The 14,112-nt window shown below is 67.9% G+C and carries 14 protein-coding genes; 12 read left to right on the top strand and 2 right to left on the bottom strand.

Going from position 1 to position 14,112, the window contains the following annotated elements; translation table 11 throughout:
• The first annotated feature begins 21 nt into the window (after window positions 1-21).
• The 9 genes from AU194_RS23840 to AU194_RS23800 all read left to right on the top strand — a co-directional run bounded on the left by AU194_RS23840 (window position 22) and on the right by AU194_RS23800 (window position 10,181).
• Window positions 22-858 carry an AAA family ATPase gene (locus AU194_RS23840; RefSeq protein ID WP_059091727.1) on the top strand — a complete coding sequence of 279 codons (837 nt, stop codon included), beginning with the start codon at window positions 22-24 and terminating at the stop codon, window positions 856-858.
• A gap of 78 nt (window positions 859-936) precedes the next feature.
• Window positions 937-2,052, top strand: coding sequence for an ABC transporter substrate-binding protein (locus AU194_RS23835; protein ID WP_059091726.1), 1,116 nt, complete (start codon window positions 937-939; stop codon window positions 2,050-2,052).
• A 4-nt stretch (window positions 2,053-2,056) separates the two neighbouring features.
• Window positions 2,057-3,184, top strand: a complete 1,128-nt coding sequence (locus AU194_RS23830) for a spirocyclase AveC family protein (protein ID WP_059091725.1) — start codon at window positions 2,057-2,059, stop codon at window positions 3,182-3,184.
• Window positions 3,184-4,662: an aldehyde dehydrogenase family protein gene (locus AU194_RS23825; protein WP_059091790.1), complete on the top strand. Its 1,479-nt coding sequence runs from the start codon at window positions 3,184-3,186 to the stop codon at window positions 4,660-4,662. Before AU194_RS23830 ends, AU194_RS23825 begins: the two co-directional genes overlap by 1 nt.
• Window positions 4,663-4,679: 17 nt before the next feature.
• Complete coding sequence (locus AU194_RS23820; protein WP_059091724.1) at window positions 4,680-5,906, top strand: cytochrome P450; 1,227 nt, start codon at window positions 4,680-4,682, stop codon at window positions 5,904-5,906.
• On the top strand, window positions 5,903-7,177 hold the full coding sequence (locus AU194_RS23815) for a cytochrome P450 (RefSeq protein ID WP_059091723.1): 1,275 nt from the start codon (window positions 5,903-5,905) through the stop codon (window positions 7,175-7,177). The genes AU194_RS23820 and AU194_RS23815 overlap by 4 nt, the downstream gene beginning before the upstream one ends.
• Window positions 7,174-8,052, top strand: a complete 879-nt coding sequence (locus AU194_RS23810; RefSeq protein ID WP_059091722.1) for a mycofactocin-coupled SDR family oxidoreductase — start codon at window positions 7,174-7,176, stop codon at window positions 8,050-8,052. The genes AU194_RS23815 and AU194_RS23810 overlap by 4 nt, the downstream gene beginning before the upstream one ends.
• A gap of 140 nt (window positions 8,053-8,192) precedes the next feature.
• The gene (locus AU194_RS23805; protein ID WP_059091721.1) at window positions 8,193-8,981 is read left to right on the top strand and encodes a spirocyclase AveC family protein; all 789 of its coding nucleotides are present in this window, start codon (window positions 8,193-8,195) and stop codon (window positions 8,979-8,981) included.
• Window positions 8,982-8,987: 6 nt separating this feature from the next.
• Window positions 8,988-10,181, top strand: coding sequence for a cytochrome P450 (locus AU194_RS23800; protein ID WP_059091789.1), 1,194 nt, complete (start codon window positions 8,988-8,990; stop codon window positions 10,179-10,181).
• 13 nt (window positions 10,182-10,194) lie between these two features.
• On the opposite strand, the gene AU194_RS23795 is transcribed toward AU194_RS23800, so the two are convergent.
• Window positions 10,195-11,349: a serine hydrolase gene (locus tag AU194_RS23795; protein WP_059091720.1), complete on the bottom strand. Its 1,155-nt coding sequence runs from the start codon at window positions 11,347-11,349 to the stop codon at window positions 10,195-10,197.
• A 103-nt stretch (window positions 11,350-11,452) separates the two neighbouring features.
• Between AU194_RS23795 and AU194_RS23790 the strand changes: the two genes are divergently transcribed.
• The 3 genes from AU194_RS23790 (at window position 11,453) to AU194_RS23780 (ending at window position 13,451) form a co-directional block, all read left to right on the top strand.
• On the top strand, window positions 11,453-12,193 hold the full coding sequence (locus tag AU194_RS23790; protein WP_059091719.1) for an HAD-IIA family hydrolase: 741 nt from the start codon (window positions 11,453-11,455) through the stop codon (window positions 12,191-12,193).
• A 68-nt stretch (window positions 12,194-12,261) separates the two neighbouring features.
• Window positions 12,262-12,993 (top strand): GntR family transcriptional regulator, encoded by a 732-nt coding sequence (locus AU194_RS23785; RefSeq protein ID WP_059091718.1) that lies wholly within the window; start codon window positions 12,262-12,264, stop codon window positions 12,991-12,993.
• Complete coding sequence (locus tag AU194_RS23780) at window positions 12,990-13,451, top strand: RidA family protein (protein ID WP_059091717.1); 462 nt, start codon at window positions 12,990-12,992, stop codon at window positions 13,449-13,451. The genes AU194_RS23785 and AU194_RS23780 overlap by 4 nt, the downstream gene beginning before the upstream one ends.
• A gap of 2 nt (window positions 13,452-13,453) precedes the next feature.
• Here AU194_RS23780 and AU194_RS23775 read toward each other — a convergent pair whose 3' ends face one another.
• A complete protein-coding gene (locus tag AU194_RS23775) occupies window positions 13,454-14,050 on the bottom strand; it encodes an SRPBCC family protein (RefSeq protein ID WP_059091788.1) in 597 nt (198 codons plus the stop codon).
• Between the last annotated feature and the right edge of the window lie 62 nt (window positions 14,051-14,112).

Here is a 14,112-nt window from a genome sequence, read left to right as displayed (position 1 = left end):
GGAGCGGACGAGGAGGGCGTGATGACCGGCGAAGCCGGACTCGTCAATGTGAACGGCCGGGTCGACGTGTCGCGCCCGTACTACGCCCCGGTGAGCAACGAGGTGGCAGTGTTCAAGGCCGCCTACCGCCAGGGGCTCTCGATCGTCCTCAAGGGCCCGACCGGATGCGGTAAGACGCGGTTCGTCGAGGCGATGGCCCACGAACTCGGTCGGCCGCTGATCACGGTCGCCTGTCACGACGATCTGACCACCGCGGATCTGGTCGGCAGGTTCCTGCTGCAGGGAGACGAGACGGTCTGGGTCGACGGACCGTTGACCCGCGCCGTCCGCGAGGGCGCGATCTGCTACCTCGACGAGGTGGTCGAGGCCCGGCAGGACACCACCGTGGTGTTGCACCCCCTCGCCGACTACCGGCGCCAGTTGCCGATCGAGCGGCTGGGCGTCACGCTCGACGCCGCACCCGGGTTCGGGCTGGTGGTGTCCTACAACCCCGGCTACCAGAGCGTGCTCAAGGATCTCAAGGACTCGACCCGCCAGCGCATGGTGGCGATCGAATTCGGTTTCCCGGCACCAGAACTCGAGGAGTCGATCGTCGCCCACGAAGCGGGGGTCGACGCCGTGACGGCGGCCGCGCTGGTGCGGTTCGGCCAGGCGATCCGCCGGTTGGAGACCGGGGGACTGCGCGAGGTCGCGTCCACCCGCGTGCTGATCGCGGCGGGCCGGCTGACCGCCGAGGGGTTGCCGCTGCGGGATGCGGCGCTCGCGGCGATCGCGGGCCCGCTCAGCGACGACGCCGCGGTGGGCCGCGGGCTCGCCGAGATGATCGACGTGTACCTCGCTGCGCCGTCGGGTTATTGACGCCACTCGAGGGCGCCCGCTAGGGTCTGAACAAATATTAGGTTTTTGTCTGCCGCGGCGGGGTGCCGAGGAGGTCCGATGTCGTACGAGAGCACCGCGGAGCCCATCAAGGTGGGCTATCTCATGGACTTCACGCTGCCGCCGGGTTTTCCCGACGATCTGCGGGCGTCGTTCACCCAGACCTTCGACCTCGTCTTCGCCGAGGCGGTCGAGCAGGGGGTGATGGACCGGCCCGTGCAGATGATCTACCGGGAAGTCGAAGGGCTGCCCAAGGGTTCGGTGAAGGCGGTGATCGACGCCTACGGTGAACTCGTCGACGAGGGTTGCCTCGTGGTCTTCGGACCGAACATCACCGACAACTGCGTACCGATGCGGGAGGCGATCGAAGAGCGCTTCAAGGTGCCCGCGGTCAGCGTCACCGGCACCGACGACTGGCTGGGTGAGTGGACGTTCGCGTTCCCGCAGGGCTCGATGACCGACGAGCCGATCTTCCTGGCCGACCTGCTCGCCAAACGCGGCCTCACCGAGGTGGGGGTGCTCGTCGAGCAGAGCCTGATCGGGGACAGTTACCTGCGCAACCTGCGCAATGCCTGTGCGCGCCAGGGCATCCGGATCGTTGCCGAGGCGTCGATCGCGCAGACGGCCCAGGACATCAACGCCGCGGTGGCCGTCCTGCACGACGCCAAGGCCGAGGCGATCGTGCACCTGGGTTTCGGCTTCGGCATCGTGTTCATCAACCCGGCCCTCGACGCCGTCGACTGGGACCCGCCCCGGTTCACCACCACCGCATTCCAGAACGCCTGGGTCAATCCGATCATGTGGCAGGCGTTCCTGGGCTGGATCGGGGTCGACCAGTACGACGAGGGCAACCCGATCGGTCAGGACTTCCTGGATCGGTACGCCGCCCGCTACGACGGCAGCCGCCCGGAGTACTGCGTGTCGGTGGTCAACCACGACGTCGCCGCGACCCTGGTGCGGGCCTTCGCCGACGCCCACCCGCTGAGCCCGCGCGGTGTCAAGGAGGCATTGGAGCGGGTCAAGATGATGCCCGCGGCGTCCGGAGCGCCGGGAACCCGTGTCTCCCTCGGCAAATGGACCCGCCGCGCGTGGATGGGCGCCGGTTACCTGGTGGCCCGCCGGTTGGATGCCGACGGGGTGAACTCCCATCTGGTCGACCGGTTCGGGGCGGTCTGAGGGGATGACGACGCAGGACAGGTTGGACTCCTCGTTCGTCGAACCCACACCGCGCACCGGGCCCAACTGGTGGCGGTGGATATCGCTGTTCGCCTGGCTGGGGTTCCTCGGCTGCTTCCTGGCCGTGATGCGCACCGACGTCGACCCGCGCGTCGCGAACCCCAACGTGGAGGGACGGCCCCGTCCGGTCGGGTTTTTGACCGGGTTCGACCACTGGCAGATCATCCCGCAGCTCGGCGCGCTCACCATGGTCGTGGTGCTGACCGTGGTGTTCATCCGCGGCTGGCGCCGCAACCCGGGCAGCCCCGTGCTGCTGATGATGCTGTGTACGACGCTGATCGTCTGGCAGGACCCGATCATGAACTGGGCGCCGTACGCGGTGTACAACCCGGCGCTGCTGCACTGGCCGGAGTCCTGGCCGCTGATCATGATGTCGCCCACCGTCGAACCGTTCATCGTCTTCGGCTACGTGACTTTCTACTTCGGCCCCTACTTTCCGGCGATCTGGATCCTGCGGAAGTGGCAGGCCAAACACGGCCCGGAGGCGTTCGTCAGCAGGCACCCGCTACTGACCCTGGGCGGGCTCGTCCTGGTCATCGGGTTCCTCTTCGACGCCATGCTGGAGATCAGCCTGGTGCGCACCGGGCTCTACATCTACTCGCAGGCCATCCCGTTCGGAACCCTGTTCCCCGGCACGACTTTCCAGTTCCCGCTGCTGTGGGAATCGCTGTCGGTGACGTTCGTGATGATCCCGGCCGCCATCCTCGTCTACCGCGATGACACCGGGAAGTCGGTGGCGGAGAAGCTCGCCGCCAAGGCGAGGCTCTTCCCCAAGAAGCCGGTGCTCGGCACCTTCCTGGTGATGTTCGCGATCATCAACGTGTCGTATTTCGCCTACGGGTCCTGGTTCTGGGCGATCAAGGCCAGCGGGCTGGCCACCTCGGTCGCCTGTCCGTGGCCATACCCGGAAGCCAAGGTCTATGACCCACAAGGGTTCTACCGAGCGAACGGAGCCGAGGGGCCCTACTCCGTGGGCAAGTGGGCGACCTGGCAGCAGGGGCCGGCCCGCGACATCGACGTCGAGCTGGGCGCCACCAGTGACCGGTGTGCGACCGAGAATCGGGATGGCTGATGGCGACAACACCCATGTTCGAGTCGCGGATGCTCATCGACGGCAAGCTCGTCGACGGTGAGGCCGGCACGTTCGTCAACATCAACCCGGCCACCGAGGAGGTGCTCGGCGAGGTCTCCGACGCGTCGAAGGCCGATATGCACCGGGCCATCGACGCGGCCAGGCGCTCGTTCGACGAGACCGACTGGTCGACGAATCGCGCGCTGCGCAAGCGGTGCCTGGAACAGTTGCACGAGGCCATCGCGGGCGAACTGGAGGGCCTGCGCGAGGAGCTGATCCGCGAGGTCGGCGCGCCGCGTGCGGTCACCCACGGCCCGCAGCTCGACGCCCCGTTCGCCGACGCGCTGCGGTATCCCGCCCGGCTGATCGACACCTTCCCGTGGGAAACCGATCTCGGTGACACCGTCGTCTCGGTCACCGGTGTCAACACCACCAGGAAGGTGTGGCACGAACCGGTCGGCGTGGTCGGGGCCATCACCCCGTGGAACTTTCCGTTCGAGGTCGTGATCAACAAACTCGGGCAGGCGCTGGCCGCGGGTAACACCGTGGTGCTCAAACCGGCGCCCGACACCCCGTTCAACGCGACCCGGCTCGGCCGGCTCATCGCGGAACAGACCGACATCCCCGCCGGGGCCGTCAATGTCGTTCCCGCATCGGACCATTTCGTCGGCGAGGAGCTCACGCTGTCGCCCAAGGTCGACATGATCTCGTTCACCGGTTCCACCTCCGTCGGCAGGCGGATCATGGAGAAGGGCGCCGCGACGATGAAGCGGCTGTTCCTCGAACTGGGCGGCAAGTCGGCGACGATCGTCCTGGAGGACGCCGACTTCGGGTTCGCGTGCATGCTCGGTATCGGACCGCTCATGCATGCCGGTCAGGGTTGCGCGGCGCCGACGCGGATGCTGCTCCCGCGATCCCGCTACGACGAGGGTGTGGCGATCCTCAAGGGCCTCTACGAGAACATCGCCGCCGGCGATCCGCAGGATCCGGGCACCATCTGCGGACCGGTCATCTCCGCCAGACAGCAGGCGCGGATCCTCGGCTACATCGACAAGGGTGTGGCCGAGGGCGCCACGCTGCTGGTCGGCAGCACGGAGCCACCGAAGCGGTTCGACAAGGGATTCTGGGTCAACCCAACGCTTTTCACCGACGTCGACAACTCCATGACCATCGCGCAGGAGGAGATCTTCGGTCCGGTCCTCACCGTCATCCCTTACGAGGACGAGGAAGACGCGGTGCGCATCGCCAACGACAGCCCCTACGGACTGGCCGGCAACGTCATGTCGAGCTCGCTGGAGAACTCCCTGCGGGTGGCCCGACGGCTGCGTGCCGGGTTCATCGGACTCAACGGCACCGCGGGCTACGGCGCGGACACCCCGTTCGGCGGCTACAAGGCCAGCGGTGTGGGACGGCAGAACGGCGTCGAGGGTCTGCGCCAGTACACCGAGATCAAATCCGTCGCCTACCCGGCCCAATAGCGCTCGAGGAGGAAGCCTTGCCCCAACTATTCGACGATCTCGAGGATTTCGGGTCGTTCGACGACGCCGTGTCCGGAGACGTCCGTGACCCCTATCCCGAGCTCGCCCGGCTGCGCCGCGAGGAACCGGTCCAGCGGATCGACATGTCCGCGATGCCCGGGCAGGCCGGTTTACCGGTCTTCATCGTCTACCGCTACGAGGACGCCCAGCAGATGCTGCGCGACAACGTCACGTTCTCCTCGTCGGGTGTGATCGCCGCGTTCGGGCCCGTACTGGGTGACCGGGTCATGCTGGGTATGGACGAACCCGTACACGGCAGGCTGAGGTCGCTGGTGTCCAAGGCGTTCTCGCAGAAGGCGTTGGCGCGCCGGCAGGACGAGCTGGTGGGCCGGGTCGGCAACGAGCTCATCGACCGGTTCGCGGCCAACGGAAAGGCCGACCTGGTCAAGGAATTCACCTTCGACTATCCGAGCCGGATCATCGCCGGTCTGCTCGGGCTGCCGGAACAGGACTACCCGCAGTTCCAGCGCTGGTCCATCTCGCTGCTGAGCTGGATCCTCAACCCCGAGCGGGGGCTGGCAGCCGCCGCGGCGCTGTGCGACTACTTCGCACCGATCCTCGAGGCCCGCAGGGCCGAACCGCGCGACGACATGATCAGCCTGCTCGCCGAGGCCGAGATCGACGGCCACAAGCTCACCGACGACGAGATCTTCTCGTTCCTGCGGTTGCTGCTGCCTGCCGGGGTCGAGACGACCTACCGCTCCCTGGGTAACCTGCTGTTCGGATTGCTCTCCGACACAACGCAACTGAATGCCGTGCGGGCGGACCGCTCGCTGATCCCGCAGGCGATCGAGGAAGCGGTGCGGTGGAATCCGCCGCTGCTCACCATCACCCGCACCACCACCTGCGACACCGAACTGGGTGGCGTGTCCATCCCCGCCGGGTGTTCGGTGCTGCCGATGCTCGGCTCGACGAACCGGCAGGAGGACCGCTGGGACCGTCCCGATGATTTCGACATCTTCCGCACCCCGAAGGCCAACCTCGGGTGGGGGTACGGGGTGCACGTGTGCCTCGGGATGCATCTGGCGCGCCTCGAGATGCGCACGGCGGTCAACCTCCTGCTCGACCGGCTGCCCCACCTGCGGCTCGACCCCGCCGGCGACGATCCGCACATCCGCGGGCAGGTGTTCCGGTCGCCCACCTCGCTGCCGGTGCTGTTCGACCCGACGGGAGGCCTCCGATGACCGATTTCGACGCGGTGGACTTCTTCACCGATGCGGACCTGGTGCCGGATCCGTACCCGTACTTCGACCATCTGCGGTCGAGATGTCCGGTCACCCAGGCCACCCCGTTCAACGTGCTGGCGGTGACCGGCTACGCCGAGGCGCTCTCGGTGTACCGGAACCCGGCGTTTTCCTCCTGTAACTCGGTGGCCGGACCGTTCTCCGGGATGCCGTTCGGGCCGGGGGTGCGCGACGACGTGAGCGACCTGATCGAAACGCACCGGGCCGCGGTGCCGATGGCCGAGCACATCACCTCGCAGGACCCGCCGCTGCACACCCGCACCCGCGGTCTGCTGAGCCGGTTGATCACCCCGAAGCGCCTCAAGGAGAACGAGGACTTCATGTGGCGGCTGGCCGATCGGCAGCTCGACACGTTCATCGACCGCGGGGCGTGCGAGTTCCTCGCCGATTACGCGAAGCCGTTCTCGCTGTTGGTGATCGCCGACCTCCTCGGCGTCCCGGCCGAGGACCACGAACAGTTCAAGGCGGTGTTCGCGGGGGAGACGGTCGGCGAACTCGGTAAGGAGGCGCCGACGACGCACAACCCGCTGCAGTGGCTCAACGAGAAGTTCTACGGCTACATCGAGGACCGCAGGCGCACGCCGCGTGAGGATGTGCTGACCGAACTCGCGCGGGCCAAACACGAGGACGGTTCGACGCCCGACATAGAGGACGTCATGAACCTGTCGACCTTCCTGTTCGCCGCCGGGACCGAGACCACCACCAAGCTGGTGAGTTCGGCGGTCCGGTTCATCGGTGACAACCCGGGTTTCGAGACGATGCTGCGTGCGGACCGCAGCAGGATCCCGGCGTTCCTGGAGGAGACGCTGCGGATGGAGAGCCCGGTCAAATCGCACTTCCGGATGGCCAGGACGTCGACGACGATCGGCGACGTGCCGGTGCCGGCCGGGACCACCGTGATGCTGCTGCCCGGGGCGTGCAACCGCGACGCGCGCAAGTTCGAGCACCCCGACCAGTTCCGGTACGACCGACCGAATGTCCGCGAACAGATCGCGTTCATCCGCGGCGCGCACTCCTGCCCGGGCGCGCCGCTGGCACGGGCCGAGGGGCGGATCTCGCTGGAACGGATCCTCGACCGGATCGAGGACATCACGATCGCCGAGGAGCACCACGGCACCGCGGACGACCGCCGGTACAGCTACGAGCCGACGTTCATCATGCGCGGGCTCTCCGAGCTGCACATCACGTTCACGAAGAAGGAGCAGCAGTGACCGGAAAGCTCGACGGCAAGGTCGCATTCATCACCGGCGCGGCGCGGGGGCAGGGCCGGGCGCATGCGATCGCCATGGCCAAGGAGGGTGCCGACATCATCGCCGTCGACATCTGCCGGGACATCCCGTCCAACCCGTATCCGCTCGCGACACCGGAGGACCTCGCCGAGACCGAACGGTCGGTCAAGGAACTCGGGTGCCGGGTGGTGGCGCGCATCGCCGACGTGCGGGAACGGCACGAACTCCGCGAGGCGGTCGAGGCGGGGGTCGCCGATCTGGGGCGGCTCGACATCGTCGTCGCCAACGCGGGCATCCTGCCCATGGCGATGGGCAACCTCGACCCGATGGGTTTCGTCGACGCCGCCGACGTCGATCTGCTCGGGGTGATGAACACGGTCGCGGTCGCGATCCCGCATCTGCCCGACGGCGCCTCGATCATCGTCACCGGGTCGACCGCGGGCATGATCCGCGGTACCACCACGAGCCCGGACATGGGGCCGGGCGGCGCCGGATACGGGTGGAGCAAGCGGATCGTCATCTCCTACGTCGAGGAGATGAGCCTGCACCTCGCGCCGCGGAGGATCCGGGTCAACGCCATCCACCCGACGAACTGCAACACCCACCTGCTGCAGAACGAGGGGATGTACGGGGTGTTCCGGCCGGACCTGAAGGCCGACGGGAAGGCGCCGACCCGCGAGGACGCCGAACCGCTGTTCTCGCTCTTCCAGGCCATGCCGATCCCGTACATCGAACCCGAGGACATGGCCAAGCTCGGGGTGTTCCTCGCCGGCGACGACAGCCGTTACATCACCGGACAGCAGATCCGGGTGGACGCGGGTTCACTTCTCAAGTGGCCCAACGGGCCCGGGGGCTGACGCCACAGCCGATCGGGAAGCCGTGCCGGACCTTCTGGAGGGAGCGCGACCTTGGGGCAACTGATCATGCTCGGCACACTCATCGGTCTGGCGGTCCTCATCGTCGGTCTGGTGTTGTACTTCGACCCGGAGTCGAGGCGGTGAGCACCGAACTGACCACACCGCTGATCGTCGGGCTGTCCTTCGCCTACATCGGCGGCGTCCTGTTTCTGGCGTTCGGCGTGTATCTGAGCATCCGCCGCGGTCGGTTGCATCCGCTGCTGCTGGTGTCGATCTCGGCGATCTCGTTCTCGTGGATCGAGGCGCCCTACGACTGGGCGGTCTATGCCCAGTTCCCGCCCGCGCTGCCGCGGATGCCCTCGTGGTGGCCGATGAACTACACCTGGGGCGGTGGCCTGCCGTCCTCGGTACCGCTCGGCTACATCGCGTACTTCGTGCTGCCCGCGGTGATCGGTGCGGCGCTGGGCCGGCGGGTGATCCGGAAGTCCGGCTGGCGCAGGCCGCAGACACTGCTGGCCGTCGGATTCCTGGTCGGCTTCTGCTGGGCGCTGCTGTTCAACGGGTTCTTCGGTCCGCGGTTCGGGATCTTCTACTACGGCTACGTGATCGATGGTCTCGCGCTGTTCGAGGGCAGCAGGTTCCAGTACCCGGTCTACGACGCGGTCGCGATGGGCTTGCAGATGATGGTGCTGACCTATCTGCTCGGCCGCACCGATGAACAGGGCCGCAACGTCATCGAGATCTGGTCGGACAAGCGAGCCTCGGGCAAGGCCGGCTCCGCGCTGCTGTCGATCGTCGCGGTGGTGGTCGTCGGGCACGCCATGTACCTCGCGGTGTTCGCGCCGCATCTGGCGACGAAACTCGGCGGCTGGGTGACCGTCGGCCCGACCGAGCAACTGTTCCCCGGCATCGAGAATCAGCCAAGGTAGGTGACCATGGTGAACGCGGCAGTCGAGTTGTATTACGACCCTTACGATTACGCGATCGACGACGACCCGTATCCGGTGTGGCGGCGGATGCGGGAGGAGGCGCCGCTGTACTACAACGACAAGTACGGTTTCTATGCGCTCAGCCGCTACGCCGATGTGGCACGGGCGCTGCCGGACTGGCAGACCTACCGGTCGGGTAAGGGGACCACCGCGGACATCCTGTTCAACGACATCGAGGTGCCACCGGGCATCCTGCTGTTCGAGGACCCGCCGTTGCACGATCTGCACCGGCGGTTGCTGTCGCGGGTGTTCACCCCGCGCCGGATGCTCGCGGTGGAGGACTTGGCGCGCGGATTCTGTTCGCGCGCACTGGATCCATTCGTGGACGGTGCCGGATTCGACTTCGTCGCCGATCTCGGGGCGATCATGCCGATGCGGACGATCGGTTACCTGCTCGGCATCCCGGAGGAGGGGCAGCAGCAGATCCGCGACCGCACGGACACCAGCATCGCCGTCGAGGGCGCGGCCGGGGATGTGAGTGCGACGGTGTTCGCGGAATCGCTGGCACTGTTCGCCGAGTACATCGAGTGGCGGTCGACGCATCCGTCCGACGATCTGATGACCGAACTGCTCAACGCCGAGGTGGAGGAACCCGACGGCGGCACAAGGAGACTCGAACGCACCGAGGTGCTGGCCTACACCGCGATGATCGCCGGTGCGGGCGGTGAGACCACCGCGCGTCTCATCGGGTTCATGGGGGAGCTACTGGGTGGGCATCCCGACCAGCGCCGCGAACTCGCCGCGGACCCGTCGCTGATCCCGTCCGCGGTGGAGGAGACGCTGCGTTACGAGCCGCCGTCGCCGGTGCAGGCGCGCTACGTCGCGCACGACGTCGAGTTGTACGGGCGCACGGTGTCGGAGGGTTCGTTCATGTTGTTGCTCAACGGATCAGCGAACCGCGACGACGCGCGTTTCGAGGTTCCGGACCGCTTCGACATCCACCGCAAGGGTGGTCATCTGAGCTTCGGGCAGGGTCTGCACTTCTGCCTCGGTTCGGCGTTGGCGCGGCTGGAGGCCCGTGTCGCGTTCGAGGAGGTGTTCAAGCGGTGGTCGGACTGGGACGTCGACCACGCCAACGCGATCCGGGCCCGGACGTCGAGTGTGCGCGGGTGGTCACGGCTCCCGGTTGTCACCGCCTGAGTCCGCTGCTGCCTCAGCGGAATTCGGCGGCGACCGCGTCGAACGCCGCGATCGTGGCCCGAAGTTTGTCGTCCTCCTCGGGCAGCGCCCAACTCGACAGTTTGGCGGCGACGATCCCCGCGGACCGGTTGACGTAGATCATCTGCCCGTGAATGCCCAGGCACAACAACACATCGTCGCCCGGATAAGGCAGCCAGCACTTGTTGCGGTACATACCGCCGGGAAATCGGGCGGCGTCGCGGCCCGCGGCGAAGGCCGCACGCGAATCCGGTCCGCCTGCCCGCGTATCGGCGATCCACGAGGCCGGCACCACCTGGTGGCCGGTCAGCGAGACGCCGTCGTCGAGGTACAACGTGCCCACCCGCACGAGGTCGCGCAGACAGGCGTTGATGCCACCGTCGAACATGCCGGTGCCTTCCCGGTCCACGCCGATGACCGCGTCGGCCTGCGCGCCGATGCGGCTCCACAGCAGCGCCGACATCAACTCCGGCATCCGCATCCCGCCCGCGGCCTCGCACACCCAACCCAGGACGTCGGTCTCGCACGAGCGGTAGTCGAACGGCCCGCCGTGCGGACCCTTCTGACGCAGTGTCAGCAGGAAGCCGTACATGGTGTCGGGTAGATCCGCCACGGTGCGCGGGGCCCAGCCGATGGCCTGCTCGAGTAACCGCACCTCGGCGAGCGGGTCCAGGTACTCCTCGGAAAACGCGATGCCCGAACGCATGTCGAGCAGGTGACGCACGGTGGCGCCGGCGTAGCCGCACTGATCCAGTGCGGGCACGTAGTGGCTCAGCAGCGCGTCGGGGGAGAGTGCACCCTCGCCGACCAGCGCCCCGGCCACCGTCGCGACCAGCGTCTTGCTCACCGACATCAGCAGGTGCGGGGTGTCCGGGGTCATCCCGCTCGGGTACCGCTCCTCGAGCACCTCGCCGCGCCGGGTGACGATCCAGCCGTCGGTCGCGGTGGAATCCAGCACGTGGCCGACGGTGTCGCCGCCCGGCATCGCGATGGCCGACAGATCGGCGTCTCGCTGCGGCAGATCCGCGACCGGTCCGGAGCCGCGGGAGATGGTCGCGGTGGGGAGGAATTCGGCGAGGTGCTGGAAAGCCCAGTGCAGGTGGGGGACCGTCTGCCAGTTGGCCAGGGTCAGTTCGGGCGGGACGCTCACAACGACCGACCCTAGCGTCGCATCGCCGAATGTCCGGGCGTGGTCGCTCCGCGATGACAGACTGGGGCGCGTGGCCGACAAACCCAGATGCTGGTTGACCGACATGGATGGTGTGCTCGTGCGGGAGGAGCATGCGCTACCCGGCGCGGCGGAGTTCCTGGCCCGCCTCGTCGAACGCGAGCGGCCGTTCCTGGTGCTCACGAACAACTCGATCTTCACGCCACGGGATCTGGCCGCGCGGTTGGCGCGGTCCGGGCTGGTCGTGCCCGAGGATTCGATCTGGACCTCGGCGCTGGCCACCGCGACGTTCCTGCGCGACCAACTCCCCGGCGGCTCGGCCTACGTCATCGGGGAGGCGGGGCTGACCACCGCGCTCCACGAGGCCGGCTACACCCTCACCGATGTGGCACCCGATTTCGTCGTCCTCGGCGAGACCAGGACCTACTCGTTCGAGGCGATCACCAAGGCGGTCCGGTTGATCCTCGGGGGCGCGCGCTTCATCGCCACCAACCCCGACGTGACCGGTCCGTCGGCGGAGGGACCGCTACCCGCCACCGGATCGGTGGCGGCGATGATCACCAAGGCGACCGGCCGCGAACCCTATTTCGTGGGCAAACCGAATCCGATGATGTTCCGCAGCGCGCTCAACCGGATCGAGGCGCATTCGGAGGGCACCGTGATGGTCGGCGACCGCATGGACACCGACGTCGTGGCCGGCATCGAGGCCGGTCTGGAAACCATCCTGGTGCTGACCGGATCAACCAGCGTCGAGGACGTCGAGAGGTACCCGTTCCGGCCCAGCCGGGTGTTGCCGTCCATCGCGGAGGCGATCGACCTGGTCTGACCGGTCCGAAACTGGCCCCCGCGCGGCCGTTTCGCATAGAGTATCCAATATTGGCGAAAGGGTGCCCTATGCCTCCACGCGCAGCGACCAAGCGCACCGCCGTCCGCGCCGAAGCGGATGCGGCGCCGCGTGCGGATTTCGTGCGGCCCAAGACCGCGCAGCAGGCCGTGGCCGAGGCGCTGCGGCGCGACATCACCACCGGCAAGCTCGCACCGGGCAGCTGGATCGTGCAGGAGGCGCTCGCCGAACAGTTCGGCATGTCTCGCATCCCGGTCCGCGAGGCGCTCAAGACCCTGGAGGCCGAGGAGTACGTCACCTATGTCCCACACAGCGGATACCGGGTGGCCAAACTCGGACTCGAGGACCTGCTGGAGGTCTTCCGCCTGCGCGACATCCTCGAAGAGGAGCTGATCCGCGACGCGATGCCGCGGCTCACCGACGAGACCATCGACGCGATGCGCGCGGAGATGGCCGAGATGGACCGGGCCGCGGCCGCCGACGATCTCATCGCTGTGGGCGTGGCCAACCGCCGGTTCCACTTCCTGCCGTTCGAGGCGAGCCGGATGGCCCGCACCCGTCGGCTGGTGACGCAGCTGTGGAACACCGCCGACGCCTACCGACCGCTGTACGGCCATCTGATGGACCTGAGCAAGGTCAACAGCGAACATGTGCTGTTCGTCGAGGCGCTGGTGGCCCGCGACGTCGAGAAGGCGGTGGTGATCAACCATCAGCACCGGGTCCAGGCGGTCGGCCACCTTCGCGAGGTGTTCGCGCGGGAAGAGGCCGGACACCAGTCGTGACAGTGCGGAACCGGTTGGCGGGCTTGGGGTTGGACCTACCGGCGCCGCCACCTCCGAAGGGCGCCTACCAGCCGTACCGGTGGTGCGGTGACCAGCTGTGGGTCTCCGGCGCGACTGCGCGACGGCCCGACGCGCCCGCCCTGCGCGGTGTCGTCGGCGTGGACGTCACGGTCGAGCAGGCCGCCGAGCAGGCGCGGCTCGCGGCGCTGAACCTGCTCGCCGCGGTCGACGCCGCCGCGGGACTGGACGCCGTACGCGGCTTCGTGCATCTGCGCGGATACGTCCGGGGCGCAGCGGAATTCGACACCCATCCGGCCGTCATCGACGGCGCGTCGCGCTTGCTGCACGAGGTGTTCGGGGATGAGCGCGGCGCCCACGCCCGCACGGCGATCGGCGTCGCCTCGCTGCCCGGCGGCGCGTGCGTGGAGCTCGAACTGGTCGCCGCGATCGACCGCTGAGGTCACCGCATCCGGTGTGCCGTCCGTCCGATCGCCAGTCCCAGCAGCACCCCGGCCAGCATGGTCAGCAGCAGCGATACGTCATCGCCCGACGGCGCATATCGGGACGGGTACGCCGGCTCGGTGACGGGTTCGGGTGCCGGACCGCCTCCGGTGATCGCGGTGTTGAGCCGTTTGACGAACTGCGCGAGGATCCGGTTGCTCACCTGCGAGATCACTCCGCTGCCGAACTGCGCGATACGCCCGCCCAGTTCCAGGTCGGTCACCACGGTCACATCGGAATGTCCTGTGGCGGCAAGCGATTCGCGAGCGGTCATCGTCACCGTCGCCTCGGCGGACCCGTTGCTCTTGCGGTCGCGGGCCTGTCCGCGCACCACCATCTCGTGGCCGGCGTCGCTGCGGCTGACCACCGTCGCCGTCCCGGCCAGCGTCAACCCGACCGGGCCGACCTTGACCGCCACGCTGGCGTGGTAGTCGTCGCCGTCTCGGCGGTCGAGACTTGCGCCGGGGATGCATTCGACCACCTTCGGAATGTCGGTGAGCGCCGCCCATGCGGTGTCGAGCGGGGCGGCGACCGAGAACTCGTTGACGAGTCGCATGTGCATCTCCTTCTTCTCGGACGAGTTCGTCCGTTCCGGTTGTGGTCCCGGGCACACCACCC

Origin of the sequence: Mycobacterium sp. GA-2829 (assembly GCF_001499965.1) — a bacterium.
In the GTDB taxonomy this organism is placed as follows: Bacteria; Actinomycetota; Actinomycetes; order Mycobacteriales; family Mycobacteriaceae; genus Mycobacterium.
The sequence above is the reverse complement of the archived record's forward strand: the minus strand, read 5'-3'. Positions and strand labels throughout refer to the sequence as shown.